This is a genomic window from Bacillus sp. FSL R5-0422 (assembly GCF_038610765.1).
Lineage (GTDB): Bacteria > Bacillota > Bacilli > Bacillales > Bacillaceae > Bacillus > Bacillus pumilus_O.
In genome coordinates this window covers 1169124-1189203 of record NZ_CP152014.1, presented here as the reverse complement: position 1 = coordinate 1189203, position 20080 = coordinate 1169124, and the positions used below count along the sequence as shown (strand labels likewise).

General features: G+C 39.0%; 22 protein-coding genes. 10 read left to right on the top strand and 12 right to left on the bottom strand.

Annotated elements, in window-relative coordinates; genetic code table 11:
* The first annotated feature begins 52 nt into the window (after nucleotides 1–52).
* The 6 genes from MKX52_RS05925 (at nucleotide 53) to MKX52_RS05900 (ending at nucleotide 3633) form a co-directional block, all read left to right on the top strand.
* Nucleotides 53–511 carry an ASCH domain-containing protein gene (locus tag MKX52_RS05925; RefSeq protein ID WP_342491658.1) on the top strand — a complete coding sequence of 153 codons (459 nt, stop codon included), beginning with the start codon at nucleotides 53–55 and terminating at the stop codon, nucleotides 509–511.
* 206 nt (nucleotides 512–717) lie between these two features.
* Nucleotides 718–1335 (top strand): DUF47 domain-containing protein, encoded by a 618-nt coding sequence (locus tag MKX52_RS05920; protein WP_012009652.1) that lies wholly within the window; start codon nucleotides 718–720, stop codon nucleotides 1333–1335.
* A gap of 15 nt (nucleotides 1336–1350) precedes the next feature.
* Entirely contained in the window at nucleotides 1351–2349 is a 999-nt protein-coding gene (locus MKX52_RS05915) for an inorganic phosphate transporter (RefSeq protein ID WP_088003218.1), read from the top strand.
* A gap of 136 nt (nucleotides 2350–2485) precedes the next feature.
* A complete protein-coding gene (locus tag MKX52_RS05910; RefSeq protein ID WP_003211137.1) occupies nucleotides 2486–3256 on the top strand; it encodes a type II toxin-antitoxin system SpoIISA family toxin in 771 nt (256 codons plus the stop codon).
* Complete coding sequence (locus tag MKX52_RS05905; protein WP_080984789.1) at nucleotides 3225–3401, top strand: type II toxin-antitoxin system SpoIISB family antitoxin; 177 nt, start codon at nucleotides 3225–3227, stop codon at nucleotides 3399–3401. Before MKX52_RS05910 ends, MKX52_RS05905 begins: the two co-directional genes overlap by 32 nt.
* A 100-nt stretch (nucleotides 3402–3501) precedes the next feature.
* Nucleotides 3502–3633 (top strand): hypothetical protein, encoded by a 132-nt coding sequence (locus MKX52_RS05900; protein ID WP_260851662.1) that lies wholly within the window; start codon nucleotides 3502–3504, stop codon nucleotides 3631–3633.
* Here the strand turns inward: MKX52_RS05900 and MKX52_RS05895 are convergent.
* On the bottom strand, nucleotides 3622–4521 hold the full coding sequence (locus MKX52_RS05895) for an N-acetylmuramoyl-L-alanine amidase (protein ID WP_342491657.1): 900 nt from the start codon (nucleotides 4519–4521) through the stop codon (nucleotides 3622–3624). The two genes, MKX52_RS05900 and MKX52_RS05895, sit on opposite strands and share 12 nt — an antisense overlap.
* A 310-nt stretch (nucleotides 4522–4831) precedes the next feature.
* Between MKX52_RS05895 and MKX52_RS05890 the strand changes: the two genes are divergently transcribed.
* The gene (locus tag MKX52_RS05890; RefSeq protein ID WP_012009648.1) at nucleotides 4832–5380 is read left to right on the top strand and encodes an ImmA/IrrE family metallo-endopeptidase; all 549 of its coding nucleotides are present in this window, start codon (nucleotides 4832–4834) and stop codon (nucleotides 5378–5380) included.
* Nucleotides 5381–5396: 16 nt separating this feature from the next.
* On the opposite strand, the gene MKX52_RS05885 is transcribed toward MKX52_RS05890, so the two are convergent.
* Nucleotides 5397–6020: a poly-gamma-glutamate hydrolase family protein gene (locus MKX52_RS05885; RefSeq protein WP_342491656.1), complete on the bottom strand. Its 624-nt coding sequence runs from the start codon at nucleotides 6018–6020 to the stop codon at nucleotides 5397–5399.
* A 243-nt stretch (nucleotides 6021–6263) separates the two neighbouring features.
* On the opposite strand from MKX52_RS05885, the gene MKX52_RS05880 reads away from it, so the two are divergent.
* On the top strand, nucleotides 6264–6635 hold the full coding sequence (locus tag MKX52_RS05880) for a DUF5412 domain-containing protein (protein WP_342491655.1): 372 nt from the start codon (nucleotides 6264–6266) through the stop codon (nucleotides 6633–6635).
* 36 nt (nucleotides 6636–6671) lie between these two features.
* Here MKX52_RS05880 and MKX52_RS05875 read toward each other — a convergent pair whose 3' ends face one another.
* Nucleotides 6672–7496 carry a methyl-accepting chemotaxis protein gene (locus MKX52_RS05875; RefSeq protein ID WP_088003213.1) on the bottom strand — a complete coding sequence of 275 codons (825 nt, stop codon included), beginning with the start codon at nucleotides 7494–7496 and terminating at the stop codon, nucleotides 6672–6674.
* A gap of 217 nt (nucleotides 7497–7713) precedes the next feature.
* Between MKX52_RS05875 and MKX52_RS05870 the strand changes: the two genes are divergently transcribed.
* Nucleotides 7714–9186: an FAD-dependent monooxygenase gene (locus tag MKX52_RS05870; protein ID WP_342491654.1), complete on the top strand. Its 1473-nt coding sequence runs from the start codon at nucleotides 7714–7716 to the stop codon at nucleotides 9184–9186.
* Nucleotides 9187–9218: 32 nt separating this feature from the next.
* On the opposite strand, the gene hag (MKX52_RS05865) is transcribed toward MKX52_RS05870, so the two are convergent.
* The 5 genes from hag (MKX52_RS05865) to MKX52_RS05845 all read right to left on the bottom strand — a co-directional run bounded on the left by hag (MKX52_RS05865) (nucleotide 9219) and on the right by MKX52_RS05845 (nucleotide 14614).
* Nucleotides 9219–10118 carry a flagellin Hag gene (gene hag / locus MKX52_RS05865; RefSeq protein WP_012009643.1) on the bottom strand — a complete coding sequence of 300 codons (900 nt, stop codon included), beginning with the start codon at nucleotides 10116–10118 and terminating at the stop codon, nucleotides 9219–9221.
* A 288-nt stretch (nucleotides 10119–10406) separates the two neighbouring features.
* Entirely contained in the window at nucleotides 10407–11297 is an 891-nt protein-coding gene (gene hag / locus MKX52_RS05860) for a flagellin Hag (RefSeq protein WP_088003208.1), read from the bottom strand.
* Between the two features lie 214 nt (nucleotides 11298–11511).
* Nucleotides 11512–12432 carry a flagellin Hag gene (hag, locus tag MKX52_RS05855; RefSeq protein WP_216889673.1) on the bottom strand — a complete coding sequence of 307 codons (921 nt, stop codon included), beginning with the start codon at nucleotides 12430–12432 and terminating at the stop codon, nucleotides 11512–11514.
* A gap of 270 nt (nucleotides 12433–12702) precedes the next feature.
* A complete protein-coding gene (gene hag / locus MKX52_RS05850) occupies nucleotides 12703–13605 on the bottom strand; it encodes a flagellin Hag (protein ID WP_012009640.1) in 903 nt (300 codons plus the stop codon).
* A gap of 397 nt (nucleotides 13606–14002) precedes the next feature.
* Nucleotides 14003–14614 (bottom strand): TetR/AcrR family transcriptional regulator, encoded by a 612-nt coding sequence (locus MKX52_RS05845; protein ID WP_225970063.1) that lies wholly within the window; start codon nucleotides 14612–14614, stop codon nucleotides 14003–14005.
* 215 nt (nucleotides 14615–14829) lie between these two features.
* Between MKX52_RS05845 and MKX52_RS05840 the strand changes: the two genes are divergently transcribed.
* Nucleotides 14830–15942: an NAD(P)-dependent alcohol dehydrogenase gene (locus MKX52_RS05840; protein ID WP_088003200.1), complete on the top strand. Its 1113-nt coding sequence runs from the start codon at nucleotides 14830–14832 to the stop codon at nucleotides 15940–15942.
* A gap of 81 nt (nucleotides 15943–16023) precedes the next feature.
* On the opposite strand, the gene alr is transcribed toward MKX52_RS05840, so the two are convergent.
* The 4 genes from alr to MKX52_RS05820 all read right to left on the bottom strand — a co-directional run bounded on the left by alr (nucleotide 16024) and on the right by MKX52_RS05820 (nucleotide 20031).
* Nucleotides 16024–17205 carry an alanine racemase gene (gene alr / locus MKX52_RS05835; RefSeq protein WP_342491653.1) on the bottom strand — a complete coding sequence of 394 codons (1182 nt, stop codon included), beginning with the start codon at nucleotides 17203–17205 and terminating at the stop codon, nucleotides 16024–16026.
* Between the two features lie 164 nt (nucleotides 17206–17369).
* A complete protein-coding gene (locus MKX52_RS05830; RefSeq protein WP_342491652.1) occupies nucleotides 17370–17975 on the bottom strand; it encodes a hypothetical protein in 606 nt (201 codons plus the stop codon).
* A 124-nt stretch (nucleotides 17976–18099) separates the two neighbouring features.
* Nucleotides 18100–18549 carry a GyrI-like domain-containing protein gene (locus MKX52_RS05825; RefSeq protein WP_088003191.1) on the bottom strand — a complete coding sequence of 150 codons (450 nt, stop codon included), beginning with the start codon at nucleotides 18547–18549 and terminating at the stop codon, nucleotides 18100–18102.
* Between the two features lie 348 nt (nucleotides 18550–18897).
* The gene (locus tag MKX52_RS05820; protein ID WP_342491651.1) at nucleotides 18898–20031 is read right to left on the bottom strand and encodes a Rap family tetratricopeptide repeat protein; all 1134 of its coding nucleotides are present in this window, start codon (nucleotides 20029–20031) and stop codon (nucleotides 18898–18900) included.
* Between the last annotated feature and the right edge of the window lie 49 nt (nucleotides 20032–20080).

Genomic DNA, 20080 nt, shown 5'->3' with positions numbered 1-20080 from the left:
TCATGTTTTTGATTTCACGGTATAATAAACGCATCACGAAGGGGGAAAAATGATGAATCAGAAGAGCACCTTATTTTGGGAAACATATTGGAAAGAAAAATTAGAAAGCGCACCAATTGACGCACCTGTTTCCGCTTGGGCATTTGGAGCAGACCCAGATCATTTGCTTGACCTTGTTCTGCAAGGGAAAAAAACAGCGACTTGTTCTGGACATCTTTTTTACGAAAAGGAACAGGAGCCGCTTCCAAAGGCAGGACAATATGCGGTCATTTTGGACAGCCATGACGAACCAAAAGCCATCATAGAGATCACACATGTAGATGTCATGCCGATGAATGAGGTTCCAGAATCATTTGCCCGAGCAGAAGGTGAAGGCGATCTTTCTTATCACTATTGGTACAGAGCCCATCAAGAATTTTTCACAGAAGCACTCGAACCGTACGGATTAGAATTTAAAGAAGACATGCTCCTCGTTTGCGAGCGATTTAAACTTGTTTATTCAGCTTCTTAAGCTTTAAGCGGCGCCAAAAATGGACCGCTTTTTTCATTTCTTTTCTCCTTTCTGAAAAAGGTGTGTTGAGAACACATCTTTAGGTCAGAATAAGATCAAATAGAAAAAGTGAAGAAATTTTCGACTACACCTGTTTTTTTTCGACAAAAGACTATATAATTATTTGATGTGTGCATTGTCTCATTTATACAATGGAGGGTTTTTACATGTTAAAAAGGAAAAAAGACAAGTTTTCCGTCTTGTTAACGGAAATTGCTAAAAATTTAGATGAAACTGCTGAGTATTTTGTTAGCTATAAAGTAACAAATCAAACCACTCTGAAAGAATTTTCTGACACATTGAAGGAATATGAGACAAAAGGTGATAATCATGTTCATACTATGATTAAAGAGCTGAACAAAGCCTTTATTACACCGATTGAACGTGAAGACATTCTTCAATTGACGAATAGCCTCGACGATGTTTTAGATGGAATTGAACATTTTTCTGCAACAATGGAAATTTATTCAATGACAAGCTCTGACGAACATATCGACAAATTCAGCCACTACATCAGAGAATGTGCAAAGGAAATTTTAATTACAATCGATTTACTGGCTGAAAATCGCTTAAAAGATATTCAACCACACGCAATCAAAATCAAAGAGATCGAGCATAATTGTGACAATCTTTATCGTAAATCACTAAAGAACTTGTTTGGAAAAGAAACGGATCCAATCAAGGTCATTCAATACAAAGAAATTTACGAAACACTTGAAGAAATTGCTGATTCCTGTCAAGGTGTTGCCAACAATCTAGAAACAATCATTATGAAGAATGCGTAACGGGGTTAGTTAAACATGGATACATTACTCATCCTTACCATATTTATTGTCATTTGTGCACTTGCTTTTGATTTCATCAACGGATTTCACGATACAGCAAATGCCATTGCCACTTCGGTTTCAACAAAGGCGTTAAAGCCTAGACATGCTATTATTATGGCAGCGTTCATGAACTTCTTAGGAGCAATGACATTTACAGGTGTGGCAAAGTCCATTACAAAAGACATCGCAGATCCTTTCACACTTCAAAACGGTTCTGTCGTCATTTTGGCTGCATTAATTGCGGCTATTACTTGGAACTTGCTTACTTGGTATTACGGGATTCCGAGTAGTTCATCGCATGCACTGATCGGATCAATTGCAGGAGCTGTTATTGCCTCTGCTGGTTTTGGCGCTTTAAACTATTCGGGGTTCATTAAAATCATTCAAGCACTATTGCTTTCACCTATCCTAGCATTCGTATTGGGATATATCGTATATACCATTGTCAAATTTATATTTAGAAACAACAATCTTGCCAAAACAAATAAACAATTCCGTCGTGTTCAAATTTTAACTGCTGCACTACAATCGTATACCCACGGAACAAACGATGCGCAAAAAGCGATGGGAATTATTACGATGGCTTTAATTGCAGGTAATTTGCATACAACAGACGACATTCCTTTCTGGGTACAGTTCTCTTGTGCGCTTGCAATGGGACTAGGTACTTCTATTGGCGGCTGGAAGATTATTAAAACAGTCGGCGGTAAAATTATGAAAATTCGTCCAGTAAACGGAGTATCTGCCGATTTAACGGGGGCAGCTATTATCTTCGGTGCGACATTTATTCACTTACCTGTTAGTACCACTCACGTGATCTCATCTTCTATTCTAGGTGTAGGTTCTGCACACAGAGTAAAAGGAGTAAACTGGGGTACAGCAAAACGTATGCTTGTCACTTGGGTGATCACATTACCGATTTCAGGAACTCTCGGGGCTCTTATATACTTTGTGTTAAATGCGATTATCTAATATCAAAGACCTGTCTGACAGGTCTTTTTTTATTTGCCTGCATACTTTAACATCCAGCCATTTTTTCATGAAGCAGGGTTTCCAATCATATCCATAGAAATAAATAAGTATCCATCTGTCTATGGGAGAGAAGAACATGCTATTATTTTTTCAATTGACCGTGTGGTTATTGCTAGGTGCCCTTGCTGTATATGTATTTGCCGTATGGCGTTTTGAACAAAAAGTAAAAGAAAAGATGTTTGCCATTCGTAAAACGTGGTATTGGATTTATGTAGCTGGTGCTGTAGTGTACTGGACAAATGACCCTTCTTCAATCTTCACCGATTGGATGCACTACTTAATCATTGCTGTTTTTTTCGCACTAACCGATGCATTCATCTTTCTCAGCTCCTATATTAAAAAACTCGGAAATCACGAACTAGAAACCGACACCCACCAACTCCTAGAACAAAATAACGATCTACTTCATTCTTACCTCAATAAGCTAAAAACGTACCAATACCTATTGAAAAACGAACCGATTCATGTATATTATGGAAGTGTAGAGGCATATATAGAGGGAATTGAACGGCTCATTTATTCTTTTGCCGACAAGATGAATATTCAAGCGGTTCTTTGTCCATACGATACGCAGGAACAAAAAGATGACCTGCTGCGGACACTTGACCAGCGAGCTCTTATTCAGGCAAAGCTTGACAGGCAGGAAGTCTATTACGACGATTTCGGCAAATTGGTGCTCATCCCGTTTTCTGTAGCGGATGATCACTTCGTCATTAAGCTTACCTCTGATGATATTGTCACTGAGTTCGACTATTTATTAATGACGTCACTTACAACAATTTATGACCTAATCTTGCCTGACGAAGAGGAAGGTGATGAAGATGGACCACGCACTTCAAGGGGATAACAACAATCGCAAGAAAAATCCATTTAAGATTTTAAAGAAAAAGCAACATATCAGCATGGCGGATTATAAGGTAAGTCCCCATACTGAGCGTATTTTCAAAAAGAATGAACAGCTCTTGGATGAGTATAAAAATAAAAGGGCTTGATTACACTAAAGGACGCGGAACAAAATCCGCGTCCTGCTTCCATTTTCACATAGACTTGCATACAATAATCTATACGCTGCAACGATTGAGGTGCCAATAAATGAAAAAGAAAATCAAACAATTGAGATATGTTCAGTTTGCTGCATATAAGTCGTCGCCTTATATGCGTCGATTAAATGAGCAAAGTGAAGCAGTCATCCAATCATATAAACAGAAACACTCACTGACTTAACAGCTTCAGAAGCTTTTCCTTCGTTTTAGGTCCGTATACCCCATCACTTGGCAGACCATTTACCAGCTGAAAACGCGCTACGGCGTTCGCCGTTTTTTCTCCATAAACTCCGTCTATTCCTTTATTTGCAGCTGCTTTATCAGGATAAAAATAAACAGCAGCAAGCGCCTGCTGGACGCGGCGTACATGCTCTCCCTTTGTCAATGGAGAATTCACCTTTAAAACCCCATCTGGCAGCTCATACAAGCTCTTTGCATCGTTTCGATAAATTTTGAGAACTTGTCCAATTTGAATCTTATTCGGATCGCTAATATCATTCCACTTCTGTAAATCTTGAACTGTGACGCCATGAGCTTTCGCAATACTCGTTAACGTATCCCCGCTCTTCACGACATATGTGATGACCGTCTCCGGATCTTCTGCGGTTTCAATCCCTTTTTTAAATTCATTCCAAGTAGAAAGAAGCTGGCGTGGACATGCTTTTCCAGACCAGTACTGATGTGTGACCACGTTTGCTAGCGGAATGTGATGTTCATTTAACAGCTTTTGAATGAGCCATTGTGCATGTTTGACTGCTTGCTGAAAATTCCCATCTGCATTCTCACAAATTTCAATACCGATCGACTTCCGGTTACCATTCCCATGACCATCCCCTGCATGCCAGCCATTTTCATTTAACGGCAGATGCTGAAAGATTTCATGATCATCCACTGTAAAATGCCAGCTCACCTCTGTCGTTGGGTTTTTTACATAGGCCGCATGACTTTTTGCATCCGCTCCCTTTGACGTGTTTGCTGTGTTATGCACCGTTATATACTCCGGTGTCATCGCATATCCTGGGCGGTTTCCGTTTCCAACTGGAATAAAATCTTGATAAATTTGTACCATGTACTGCACTCCCTTTTGCTAGATTGAATTGATCTTTCTCACCAATCAGTGGCGTTCGTAAGACAATACTTGTTTGTTTTCATGAGAAGACTATGGTAAAATTTGAATTCCATTCACTCCTTTTAGTCGTGAAAGGTGCAAAAATACAGAAAAAAACAGGAATTAATTCCATTTTTCCTTGAATTTATGTTAAAATTGTTAAAAATAAGCCGATATAAAAAGTAAGTAATAGCTCATTTAGCTATTTAGTCCTATATGGACTTTTCTTTTACGTCAAAAATAGAACATACGTTTGTATGGAGGTTTTCAAATGACTGGTTTTTTAACCCATTTAGAAGAAGATATTAAGCGGTTATATGCTCAATTACAAATAAGCGGTCCTGCTTATAGAGAGATGCAAAGGATCGCTTCTGAATTTCGAGTGTGGGTCCACTATGAGGAGACTGGCAGCATGATGATCCAGCATCAAGGTCTTTACAGTATTATATTAAACAGATCCCTATCACCTGAAGAACAGTGGCAGGATTTTGCCCACGAGCTTTGTCATGTGCTAAAGCATACAGGCAATCATTTCAAAATGAACAAACTCTTTCGAGAATTGCAGGAGTTTCAGGCAAAACAATTCATGTACCACTTTTGTGTTCCAACCTTTATGCTGCTGAAAATGAAGCTTCCAACCCTTCGGCAGCAAGCCATTTTGCATATTGCTCAAACGTTTCACGTCACTTGGGCTTTTGCTGAAAAACGGCTTGCCTTATTCGAACAGCGAAAAGCAGGTATTCGTTTTCAGCAGGAGTTTACGTCTTATTTAATGAAAGCAGAAAAGGTCGCAGAAAAAGAAGTTGTTTATCAAACGTAAGTCATCGCAGAAAAGTTTATTCATAAAGGGCTAATACTTGTTTGAGTACATTTGTGTATTGATAAAATTGTTCAGTTTGTGTATCTCGCCGGTATCGACGCCTAAAGTCTTGAAAGAATGCTCTTCTTTGCGCTTGACTAATTTCAAGTTGTACACTTTTTCCTGTCAGACATTTGTTATTGATATTATCAGGGTGCGTTCCAGAAAAACGATCAGATTCTGCTAGCAGCAATGCGTGAAAGCCATTTTGCGTTAAACGCTTCACAGTTTCTGCCGCTCTTTCTCTGTCCGTCCCCCCCACTAACGTTTGAAGCACCTCTGTTTCACCGTAACCATGAAGTGCAAATGTATGATGATGGGAATACACCTCTGAAAGGCAAAGCGGCTCATCAAAGCGTGTACTTGTAATATGAAGAACATGATTGCCTTTTACTTTAAGGCCTTCAAATAAATACATAGAATAGTCACTAGATATTTCATGAATAAGCTCACTCACGCCTGATTCAATTCCTCCGGCATGAGGCGATAAAACTAGTAGCTGGTCACCTTTCCGCTCATGAAGAATTTGATAATCAATCCCTTTTCTTTCATGAGCGGAAAGCTCTTCATAACTTTGATACGTATCGATCATTTGCCTCATGTCATCTGCTCCATTTCTTTATATGAGCATAAGTCTACTGATCCCTCATTCTTTTGTAAAGAGGTTTTGAATCAAAAATACCAGTTGAATTCTTCCTTAAATTTTCCTTACATTTACGTCATTCTGTTGAATTTTGAGAAAAAATGACCGATAATTGAAACGAATAGAACTTTTGGACTATATGAATCTTTTTGTATTCTCTCTCATAAATTAGAAATATTGCAATCTTACCTGGAGGAATTCATGTTAAAAAAGAAAACCACCCTCACCCTTATCATCTTACTCCTTAGCTTCGCTGGCATTATTTATTGGAAATGCTTCTCGCTTCAAGGCGTGTCTCATGGAACATTCATCCGGTCAATATCATCACCTGACGGAATGTATATCATCAACACCTATCAGCATAGCGGAGGAAAGCTAAAAGAAAACGCAGTCAGAGCAGAAATTGAAAACAAATTAACCCATCGCAAGAAGACAATTTACTGGAAATACCCTGATAAAGACCCTCTCATCCAATGGAAAAACGGACAGCTTGTTCAAATTGGGCATGAGCTTTTAAATGTGGTGAAGGGTGACACGTACGATTATCGCTTTGATCAAAACAAGAGAAAATAACGACATACAAAAAACGAATCCTCTTGGATTCGTTTTTTACGTTGACATGACCGTTTGCATAAATTTCTTCATATCTTTACTCACCGTCGTCAATCGATCGACAATTTCACTAAACTCTGTCACAAGTGAAGCCTGTTCTGATGAAGAACCTTTCATATGATCCATACTTTCAAGCAATGTATGTATATTGGAGGAAATGCCTTGCAATGAGCTTTCGATGTTTTCAGTTGCACGTGAAGTTTCACTTGAAAGCTTTTGAACCTCACTTGCTACAACACTAAAACCTGCTCCCTCTTTTCCTGCTCTGGCCGCTTCAATTGACGCATTCAATCCTAGCAAACTCGTTTGTCTCGAGATGCCTTTAATCATTTTTGTGATATCGGCTGTTTGTTTTGAGCTTTCAAGAGTTTGCTGCGTTTGTAAGGTCATCTCCTCACTTGTAGCAGAGAGCTCCTCTGAATGTGCCGCTACCACGTGCACTTTTTCTTGAATACTTTGAATAATGTCATTCAATGAATCCATATACGCTTCAAGCTCTATTTGATTTTTGAGCGGAAATCCTAAAGCGAGGGCACCAATCACTTGCCCATTTTCATTAAAAATCGGCAATCCCATTGCATTTAAAGGTACTCCATATACTGATTCAGGCACAAACATACTTGATGTCTCACCTCTCAGCGCTTTTTTCATATTCATATCATCTGGTTTAATACGTTCCCCAGCTCGAATTTGAAAATCAACATCTTTCGATGGCAAATACAGCAAAAATTTCTCTCGATCAATGACACCCATCGTCACTTCATTCTTTAAAATTTGCATCATATAAGGTGCTGCTGTCACTATACTCTGTAGTATATCCAATTTCTCTACCCCCTTATATTATGTATCGGTCGTTCTTCTTAAAATAATAGTTATTTTTTAAAAATAATAATGATGAGTAAAGTTATTTCTCACGAGTAAAAAGAAGGGGATTTGCTCTCTCTATTCAACAAAACGTAAATTTGCTATAATTTAAGCATCAACATATGATGAAATGATCATGTAATCATTTTATATATATTCATTGGAGGCGCATGTTGTGAGACAACCTATGACATATGAGCGGGCGATCGTCATTGGCGGCGGTATGACGGGAATACTTGCTGCAAAAGTTTTATCAACGTTTTATCATCAAGTTTTCATTATCGAAAAGGACGAAATGCCAGACTCTCCTAAGAATCGTCTCGGCACTCCTCAAGCTTTTCATCCACATAGAATGCTACCACTAGGCAAGCAAATAGTGGAACGTCTATTTCCTGGTTATACAAAAGAGTTACTGACAATGGGCGGATTTAATACATTGGAACAAACCTCTCGTTTTATCACAAAAGACGGTGAGTTAACGCTTACTGATACAGAAGAAACAGCTGTTACAAGACGTGCCATGCTAGAGTGGGTGCTGATGCAAAGAATGTTAAATGAGGGACAGGTGCAATGTTTAGAAAAACATGAAGCTCTCTCACTTCAGTTGAAAGAGGGAACAAACCAAGTTATCGGACTGGTCGTGAAAGATCGGCATGAAAAACTAGGACGCATTATTGAAATGAAAGCAGACTTAGTGATCGATACGTCTGGAAGAATGTCTAAATTGCCAAAATGGCTGAAAGATGCTGGACTGTCCTTACCGCAGACAGATGAATTAAGTGTGTCACTAGGCTACAGCACAAGATACTACAAGATACCACCAGAAGCGCCATACCAGCAATCAATGGTCGTCGTAGGTCAGCCGGAAAGGCAAATCCCAACAGGACTGTTTGAACGGGTAGATCATGATTTAGTAGCTGTTCTTCTCTCTGCAGCTGGCGGATCACATTATCCAACAACAGACGCTGATCAATTTGATTCAGAAACAGCTGCACTCACGCATCCAGCAATCGCAGATGCCATTACCCATTTAACGCCCTATACAAAACCAAAAGGATTTAGAGTCCCTTCTTGCGTGAGATATCACTATGAACAAATGAATGATTGGCCAAGTGGATTATTGGTGATGGGCGATGCCTTGTGTACATTAGATCCCATTCACGGGCAAGGAATGACAAAGGCCGCACTCGAAGCACAAGTTCTTGAGCGTATGCTCAAACAAGTACAAAAGAATCAGCAGCTATCTTTTGAAAAGGACACATTACAACAAATGCAGGATGCCAATGAACTTGGCTGGTGGCTTTGTGCGATTGCTGATATGGCGTGGGAAGGCGTTGAATTAAAAAGCGAAACAACCATTCCTCATTTGACGTTCGTACAAGAATTTTTAAATCGCTACGTACAATACGCCATTTTAACAAAACAACCTGAGCGTCTTGAGGCGTATCACCGGATGCATTCTTTCTTAACAGAACCGAGAGACATCATTAACTTAGAACAGCTGCATACCATGATTCAAGCCGACACTTCTGGAGAAACAGCTGAATGGTGGAGTCAGTGGGATCAAAAGGACGATGAACGCAATCGAGCTTTTTTCCATGAAGCGGTTCCTGACTTTCGTTTACAGCAACTCCTGTTATTCAATTGAAACAAAAAAGGCCCCTTATTGGGGCTTTTTGATTAACGTAATAATTGAAGTACGTTTTGTGGCTGTTGGTTTGCTTGTGCTAGCATCGCTTGAGACGCTTGAGAAAGAATGTTGTTCTTTGTGAACTCACTCATTTCTTTCGCCATGTCAACGTCACGAATACGAGACTCAGCAGCTGTTAAGTTTTCAGCAGAAGCACCAAGGTTGTTGATTGTGTGCTCTAGGCGGTTTTGGACGGCTCCAAGTTTAGAACGCTGGTCTGAAACTTGTTTGATCGCTCCATCAATGATTGCTAATTGATCGTTAAATCCACCTTCTTCATCCGCTGCAATTTCGGCGAAATCAGTTACTTTAATTGTAGAAACGGTTTTATCCTCAACGCCAAGTTTATCAGCAGACATTGCTTCAATATGAACTGACAATTGCTGCGCACCGTTAGCTCCAATTTGGAAAGTAAGTTTTTTCGCTTCTCCGCCTTCTGGCTCAGCAGCAAAAGTTCCATCAAGAAGTTTCTTTCCGTTGAATTCAGTACGGTCAGAAATACCGTTCTTATCTGTACCGTTTCCAATTTCCTGAACTAGTGCATCAATTTCCTCTTGAATTGCACCAAGGTCTGTTTCATCTTGTGTACCAGTGTTTCCAGCTTGTACGACTAGTTCACGTACACGTTGAAGGATTGAGTGAGTTTCAGTCAACGCACCCTCAGCTGTTTGAATAAGAGAGATACCGTCTTGAGCATTTTTCGTCGCCATTTCTAAACCGCGGATCTGACCACGCATTTTTTCAGAAATTGCTAGACCTGCTGCATCGTCTCCTGCACGGTTAATTTTAAGACCAGAAGAAAGCTTCTCCATGTTCTTCTGCCCTGCTCCATTGTTTGCAGACAAACGGTTCAGTGTGTTAAGTGCTGCGATATTGTGGTTAATTCTCATGTTTCATGACCTCCATGTGTTTGAACCAATTGAACATCCTTGTCCAAAAGTTCTAAATTAGAATTTTTTTGTAAGCCTTACAATCCATTTATCGAACTCTAATGGAATTTGTTTAACAAAAAAGGGATAAATGAGGTAAAAGTCTCATTAGTTATGATCGTTTCGCTAGAGTATGCCAAAATTAAAGGTCATTTATCGTGCTTTAACAGAGGGATTTAAGAATCATAAGACTGGAGAAAACGCGAAGAAAAAAAAGCATAAAAAAAGCCCCATAAAAGGGGCCTGTCATTAACGAAGTAATTGAAGTACGTTTTGTGGCTGTTGGTTCGCTTGTGCAAGCATTGCTTGAGACGCTTGAGAAAGAATGTTGTTCTTTGTGAACTCACTCATTTCTTTCGCCATGTCAACGTCACGGATACGAGACTCAGCAGCTGTTAAGTTTTCACCAGAAGCACCAAGGTTGTTGATTGTGTGCTCTAGACGGTTTTGAACCGCACCTAGTTTAGAACGTTGATCTGACACTTGTTTGATTGCATTATCAACGATATCTAATTGATCATTGAAACCACCTGCAGCACCTGCAGCAATAGTTGCAAAATCAGTTACTTTAATAGCAGATACTGTTTTAGTAGCATCAGTTGGATCTGTTCCAATTTTATCAGCAGACATCGCTTTGATGTTCACATCTAATTTTTGAGCTTTGTTTGCACCAATTTGGAATGTTAATGTATCTGTTTCAAAGTCGCCATTCAACAATTTTTTACCGTTGAATTCAGTACGATCAGAAATACCATTTCCATCCGTTCCGCCACCGATTTCTTTGATAAGGTTGTTGATTTCCTCTTGAATCGCACCAAGATCTGTTCCGTCTTGTGTACCAGTGTTTCCAGCTTGAACCACTAGTTCACGAACACGTTGAAGGATAGAATGAGTTTCAGTCAATGCACCTTCAGCCGTTTGGATAAGTGAGATACCATCTTGTGCGTTTTTTGAAGCCATTTCTAATCCGCGGATTTGTCCACGCATTTTTTCAGAGATCGCTAGACCTGCTGCGTCATCTCCTGCACGGTTAATTTTAAGACCAGAAGAAAGTTTCTCCATGTTCTTTTGGCTTGCACCGTTGTTTGCAGATAAACGGTTCAGTGTGTTAAGTGCTGCGATATTGTGGTTAATTCTCATTTCCTATTACCTCCATGTATATAGGACCTGACAGACGTCCTTGTCTGAAAAAAGTCCTTCGTTCTAGGGTCTATATACCCTGACAAGGGTATTATCGGTTTATTTTATAGGAAGTTTAACATCCTTTAATATTTTTTATCGCATTCTAACATATTCAGTTTTATGAACTGTATTAAGTTAGGAAACAAAAAAAGCCCCATAAAGGGGCCTGTCATTAACGAAGTAATTGAAGTACGTTTTGTGGTTGTTGGTTTGCTTGTGCAAGCATTGCTTGAGACGCTTGAGAAAGAATGTTGTTCTTTGTGAACTCACTCATTTCTTTCGCCATGTCAACGTCACGGATACGAGACTCAGCAGCTGTTAAGTTTTCACCAGAAGCACCAAGGTTGTTGATTGTGTGCTCTAGACGGTTTTGAACCGCACCTAGTTTAGAACGTTGATCTGACACTTGTTTGATCGCTCCATCAACGATATCTAATTGATCATCAAAAGAAAGTGCGCCAGCAGCAGTCGGATTCGCAAATTGTGTTACATCGATGTCAGCTACTGCGTGGTCTGCAATAAGAGCACCAGTACCGGGATCAACTGCACCAAGTGCTGTAGAAGACATTGCTTCGATGTTCACATCTAATTTTTGTGCTTTATTTGCACCAATTTGGAAAGTTAATGATTTTGGTGTAGCACCAGCTGCGCTGAAAGTACCGTCAAGTAATTTCTTTCCGTTAAATTCTGTACGATCAGAGATACCGTTTTTGCCAGAACCGTCACCAATTTCTTGAACTAGGTTAGCGATTTCTTCTTGGATTGCACCAAGGTCTGTACCATCTTGTGTACCCGTGTTTCCAGCTTGTACGACAAGCTCACGTACACGTTGAAGGATTGAGTGAGTTTCAGTCAATGCACCTTCAGCTGTTTGGATAAGAGAGATACCGTCCTGTGCGTTTTTAGTAGCCATTTCTAACCCGCGGATTTGTCCACGCATTTTTTCAGAGATTGCTAGACCTGCAGCGTCATCTCCTGCACGGTTGATTTTAAGACCAGAAGAAAGTTTCTCCATGTTCTTTTGGCTCGCACCGTTGTTTGCAGACAAACGGTTTAATGTGTTAAGTGCTGCGATATTGTGATTAATTCTCATTTCCTATTACCTCCATGTATATGGGACCTGACAGACGTCCTTGTCTGAAAAAAGTCCTTCATTCTAGGGCTTAACAACCCTGACAGTTCTTTTATCGGATTATTTCATAGGAAGTTTAACACTTTTTAATATTTATTGATCAATTTTACATATCTTTATTCACCAATTAGTTTTAAATAGATTTCTATTATGCTATTCGCCAAGTGATGAGCACATAACCTGTATTAAAATGAATAGGAAGAAAAAAAAGCCCCATAAAGGGGCCTGTCATTAACGAAGTAATTGAAGTACGTTTTGTGGTTGTTGGTTTGCTTGTGCAAGCATTGCTTGAGATGCTTGAGAAAGAATGTTGTTCTTTGTGAACTCACTCATTTCTTTCGCCATGTCAACGTCACGGATACGAGACTCAGCAGCTGTTAAGTTTTCACCAGAAGCACCAAGGTTGTTGATTGTGTGCTCTAGACGGTTTTGAACCGCACCTAGTTTAGAACGTTGATCTGACACTTGTTTGATTGCACCATCTACGATGTCTAGTTGTTGATCAAATGTAAGTGTTGGTGTAGCAGCAGCGAATTGTGTAACATCAATGTTAGAGACCGCTTGACCAGTTACAAGAGTTCCATCTGCTTGAGTAGCACCAATTTTATCAGAAGACATTGCTTCGATATTTACATCTAATTTTTGTGCTTTATTTGCACCGATTTGGAATGTTAAAGTAGCTGTACCATCAGCGAAAGCACCATTTAACAATTTTTTACCGTTGAACTCAGTACGATCAGAGATACCATTTTTCTCAGTACCATTACCAATTTCTTGGACAAGGTTCTTGATTTCTTCTTGAATTGCACCAAGATCTGTATCGTCTTGTGTACCCGTGTTTCCAGCTTGAACGACTAGTTCACGAACACGTTGAAGGATTGAGTGAGTTTCAGTCAATGCACCTTCAGCTGTTTGGATAAGAGAGATACCGTCTTGTGCGTTTTTAGATGCCATTTCTAACCCACGGATTTGTCCTCGCATTTTTTCAGAGATTGCAAGACCTGCTGCGTCATCTCCTGCACGGTTGATTTTAAGACCAGAAGAAAGTTTCTCCATGTTCTTTTGGCTCGCACCGTTGTTTGCAGATAAACGGTTCAGTGTGTTAAGTGCTGCGATATTGTGGTTAATTCTCATTTCCTATTACCTCCATGTATATAGGACCTGACAGACGTCCTTGTCTGAAAAAAGTCCTTCGTTCTAGGGCATATCAACCCTGACAATTTTATTATCGGACGTGGTTATAGGATGTTTAGCAGATTTTTTTAAATAGCGCATATTCCCATGACGTTTATCCTAATTTTAATAATTTTTACGAAAACAAAAACTGCTGATCTATCATCAGCAGTTTTTCCATTATATGAATATCAGTATTGCTTGATATCAAACATAGGATATTTTGGTACACCACATAAATCCTTCTTACTTGTAAAAGGCCCTTTATTATGTTCATCACTTTAAAAATCAAATGACACCAAAAGTCACTCATTCAATCATCTAAATATGTAGTGTTATAAAGGAAATGTTCTAAGCTTTACGTTTTAATCATCGGTTCTTCGCCTTTCAGCTGAATCATGAGTGAGGATTGATTATATAATAAATTGATAATGCGGCGTGCCATTTCAGGGGGAGACGCATTGTAGTCATTTCTGATCCATTCAATGATAAAACCAAAAATACCGTATGAACGATATTGGATAAAATAACTGTCGTTGATTTCTGCATACTGATCACTTACAAACGACATTCTATGTTCGAAGATATATTGTATTTTCTTAAGCAATTGTTCTTTTATTAGAGGGATGCGGTCTTCCATCACTAATAAATCATAGTAGTCACGATTTTCGACGATATATTGAAATACATCCGTGCCTTCTGGTTTCATGCGAGTTAAATCCAACAGTGGATTTTCACGAGTCGGTTTACAAAATTCATATTCGAAATCTTCCATTTCCCGGTGAATAAAATCTGCTGCTAGTTCATCTTTACTTTCATAATGCACATAAAACGTCGTCCGGTTATAATTTGCCTTTTCCACAATATCCTTCACTTTTACGTGCGAATATCCTTTTTCTTTTACAAGTATTTTGAATGTTTGTCGAAGTGTTTCTTTTGTTCGCTCAACACGGCGATCCTCTTTTTTCATCATCGGCCCCTCCTTTAGACACTTTTAAAAAAATGTTGATTAGAGATACATAAAATCCTATGTGTTGAAAACCTATACACATAAGTTTTTTTGCTGATTGAAACAAAAAAACTTTCGTCCTACAATCAACTTAGTCATAAAGAAATGAATTTTTTGTGACATTTGATCTAACTTCTTTAGAATATCATACTATACAAAAAGTGAGGGCACATGATATGGAAATTCAAGCGATGGTCACAACAAATGAAAAAGATTTCGAGAAACAAACATTATTACTAGATGATCCAAAAGCAGATGAAGTGCTTGTCAAAATCGTTGCATCTGGCGTCTGTCATACTGATGCCACAGTATTAGATGGAACGCTTCCTGTCCCACGTCCTGCTTTATTAGGACATGAAGGCTCTGGCATTGTCGTGAAAGCAGGTTCTAATGTCACAACTGTTCAAGAAGGAGACCACGTTGTACTAGGCTTCGCTTATTGTGGTCATTGTCATAATTGTCTAGATGGGAACGCTGGTGGATGTGAAAACATGATTCCACTGAATTTTTCTGGTCGTAATAAGCATAATGAAACGCCTATCCATACACATGATCATGAAGATGTATCACAATTTTTTGGTCAATCATCATTTGGTACATATGCAACGGTTGATGAAAAAAATGTAGTGAAAGTAGACAAAGAAACCGATTTGCGTTATTTAGGACCATTTGGCTGTGGCTTAATGACTGGGAGCGGTACTGTCTTAAATTCACTTGCTCCAGCACCAGGAACAAGCTTTGTTGTTTTCGGTACAGGCGCTGTTGGGTTAAGTGGGTTAATGGCAGCAAAAATTGCTGGCTGTGATCCGATTATTGCCGTCGATATTCATGATAGCCGCCTTGAGTTAGCAAAAGAATTAGGTGCAACACATATCATCAACAGTAAACATGAGAATCCAGCTGAAAAAATTAAGGAAATAACAGAAGGAAAAGGGGCACATTACTCATTTGAAACAACTGGAGTACCAGAAGTCACTCTAGCAGCTCTCCATTGCCTGCGTGTCAAAGGGACTTGTGCAACAGTAGCCGTAGGGAAGCGCGATTTAACATTTAATGTAACAAATGATCTAATGCTCAATGCGCTCACATTAAAAGGTGTGATAGAAGGGGATGCCGTTCCACAACTATTTATTCCTAAACTAGTGAAGTTCTTTAAAAATGGACAATTCCCAGTTGAGAAACTAGCAAAATTCTACGAATTGGAAGATATTGAACAAGCCTTTGAAGATTCTAAAAATGGATCTACGATTAAACCCATTCTTATTTTAGATAAAGAGTATCGTGCTTAATTCTTGAAAGTTAGCCCCCTTGCCATGTAAAGGGGGCTATTCGGATTTTCATTTACGGTCCGTTTTAGAAACAAATTGAACTCACACATACATCACCGGCGTCGATATTTTAATAATCTTCCCGCCTCGACGATAAAACCTTGGGACGCGGCGACTTAAGGTGGCGATGACTTCGTAGTTGATTGTATTCAGCATTTCGGCGATTTCATCAACAGAAATTTCTCCGCCCTTTTGACGACCGTATATGACGACTTCCTCGCCTTGCTTTGCTTTCATTTCTCCTAAACTGATCATCGTCATATCCATTGTGACTCGGCCAGCAATCGGCATTCGTTCTCCTCGGAAAAGCATAAATCCCCGATTGGATAAAGCACGTGAGTACCCATCTGCGTAACCGATCGGTATGGTGGCAATGACTTCATCCGGCTTTGCTACATACGTTGCCCCATAGCTGACAGTTCTTGGCTCTGTCACCATCTCCTTCACGAACGCAATTCTCGCTTTTAAACTGAGAGCGGGCTCTAGCTGAACAGCGTCTAAGCTTTCAATGTATTGCGAAGGATACAGTCCATATAGCCCGATGCCTAGCCGAATCATATCGGCGCTAAATTCAGGAAACGCGATGGCAGCCGCTGTATTGTTCATATGTACGGTTGGCAGCTTAATTCCTTGTTTTTTCAAAAAACGAAGAAAATCAATAAAAATACTGTGCTGCAGCATCGTGAAATCAGGGTCTGGCTCATCCGCAGTAGAGAAATGTGTAAAAATCCCGTCCCACCTGAGGTTTTCACTCTTTTCAAGGGCTTCCACCACTCCTAACAGCTCTTCCTTCGTCCGTACACCTAGTCGCCCCATCCCTGTGTCGACATTGACATGTATCCCAAGCCGGCGCTGACTTTCTTCTTCTGCTAAGATCTCATTTGCTTCAACAATCCAGTCTTCACGAAGGCCAGATAAATCAATTCTCCAGGCCGCAGCCCTTTTCACACAGTCAAGCGGTGTAAATCCAAGAACCAAAATCGGTGCTTCAATTTTTGCTCTTCGCAGCACAATGCCTTCCTCCAAGCTAGCAACGGCGAGCTCCGTTGCACCGCTTTCCAGTGCCTGCCGGGCTACCTCCACTGAGCCATGTCCATAAGCATTTGCTTTCACGACAGCCATGATCTTACTTTTCCTTGGAATATGCGCTTGAATGGCTTCGATATTTCTTTTAATCGCATCAAGATTGACTTCGATCCAGACTTCCCTGCATAGCTTTTTCATTTATTTTTCCTCCTCATCACATGAGCGTTCTTTCTATCTCCATGTTCACTTTTGCGTCTAGTCTATCTTTATTCATTTTTAAGAAAAACATTCAACTACAATGACTGGACCTGCTTTGTCTTGTCTCACAAAAAAAAGAAACCACATCAACTGTGATTTCTTCTCTATGAACGATGATATTCAATTTCATCCGCAGATTTCATCATTGCATCAATCTCATGATAAATCTCCTGTAAATTTTCCCGTTCAGCTAAGTATTGAGCATTGCTTTTACGAACAGGCAAATCAAAACGCAAGGAGTTGATCGTGATCGTTGATGATTCTCGGTCATTCATTGTTAACCTTAATTCAAGCGTCGAGACCTCTGCTTCATCATCTCTCTCAGCTGAATCAATCGGCACCCCATCTTCTAATATCACAACTTGTTTCAAATCTTTCAAGGATAGCTCAGTGACTGCAAATCTATTTTTTCTAGTTGACCCGCCAGGCTGATGTTCAATAAAGCGCATTTTCTTTAACTCATCATCAATTGCAAATCCCTTATCAACTTGCTCTGAAAAGATATAGGTAGATGCTTGAAACCCATCTTCATGAAAAAGCATCATCATGTTGTTCAATAATATGTTTGGATCATTCTGTTCTTTTCGCCTTTGTAATCTACCGGCAATGAATAATATGACGAATCCTCCGATGATGCTAAGAGCCGTTCCCAATCCATTCCCTACATCTACAAAAACAGTAAAACCTAAAATAGCAATCATAAAAGCCAATGATAATGCCTATGATGAATATCACTCAATGCTCCTCCTATCATGACCCTTCATGAATGGTTTAGCCATAGTATAGCATTGGAAGCAAAATGATTTAAGAATATAAATCTGTTAGGTAGAGTATTTAAAAAATAGGTAGTAAGAACTCACACATGCCTTCTTCTTCTCTATATCTCTCCATAATAGATGCCGGACGCATGTTCAATTGATTGTTTTGGATCATTTGAGGCAATTGGCTCCAAAACAAATTCACTTTTTCGGTTGTATGTGTCACTGTAAACACAGCATACTTTCCCCCTTCAACATGTCCAGTCTGCACCATTTGATCTTTTGAGAAATCTCTATTTGTCATCAACATAAGGTCGTATCTGCATTTTTCTGGTGGAATTTTTCCAGGATCATCTTGAGGAACACCATATATACCATATTCCTTTAATTCATCATTTAATTGATGTTGATTGATCCATTGTTTAAATCTCTTCATCATCTCTACATTTTCTTTGCTACCATATGGTCCTTTATTCCTCATATACACGATCTTCATGTTGCTTACGATTTCAATTTTGTAATTCATGATTTCCCTCCAACTCTTATTGGAAGATTGGCCAACCATTCCTTACATCCAACGGTAACATCCTTTAAAATATAATACAGTAGGATATTAAAAAGAATTTGTATAATAGAATAACAATTTAAAACAAAAAAGAACAGACATCTCCGCTTAGTTGTTTTGTCTGAAGACTTTAACATTGAGAAAAGCGACAATTAAATAAAAAAAGCCATTCAACAGGCTTTTTTAGTTTAAGCAAAATAACCGATACTTGATGTATGTCCTCTTTGGGCTTCATTATGGATATCGTTTGATGAAACATAACTAAAAGCACATAACACACTGACAATTATTAATACGGTTGCTACTGACTTAAATTTCATAAAGACAGTCTCCCCTTTTAATTTGGTGTTGGAAATATAGAATCTTCTCATAAAATTCGTTTGAGCGTTCTATATCTCCTGCTTTATTATAATGCTTCACTGCATCTTTCGCTAAATCTTCAAGATTTGCAAAAAAAGACTTTGATTCCAAATAAGCCATTGACTCTGTTATGCGATTTACATTGTTATCAATATAAAGTGATCTCAACATAACGAAAGTATTGATAACAATATCATCTTTTAATTTTTCAGCTAATTCAATCCCATAGTTTAATGCATATAAACCTAAATCATTCTGTTCATTTTTAAAATATGATTTTGTCAACATGACAAGAGGATCAAGAATTTTATTTAAATGCTCATATCCCTGTTCTTTAAACGAATGAATAGATTCATTAAAATATTTAATTGCAGTTGAAAGATCATTGTCATGAAAATAACTCAACCCTAAATTATAAAGTGCTGATCCTTTTAATCGTTTTGTTGAGTTATCGGCGGCTTTCTCTAGTGCGTGTTGAAAATGGGGTATCGCTTTTTCGGGGCATCCCATATCGATATAGTTTAATCCAATCACAAAAGAACATTGAATTTCTCTCACTGTGTATGTATCTTTTTCTCGGTAACATTCTATCGCCTGTGCGATATGGTGCATCGACATGTGGGTTTGTTTCATGTGGTAATAGATTTCTGCCATCTTGTAATTAAACTCGGCACGTTCAATATCGTCGCTGACAAGAGACAGCTTTTTTTCTGCCCGCTTATAAAAAGTAATCGCATTTAGGTATTCATAGTTTTCAAATTCGTACATGCCGTAGAAAAAATTGAAATAATATTCGAGCAATCCTGTTAATTTCTCTTGTTCCCTTTTGATCTTCATTGCGAGTTCCCTAAAGTTCGCCCGCTCTTTCCCATTTTCTAAAGGATTCAAGTAATCAAGCATTAATTTATGTCTGAATTCCATGAGTGAGAAATACAATAATAAATCTTGATTTTCTTCCATATGATCAAGCATTGATTTGATTTCCTCTTTATATGCTTCGGCGTCCGGTACGTTAAATCGTTGAATATGATAATACCATTCATTGATTTTCAAGCCGACGTGAGAAGAAAGCACTTTCTCCATCAGACCTTACCCCTTCCTCTATTTTCCCTATAATGACATATATTATCAT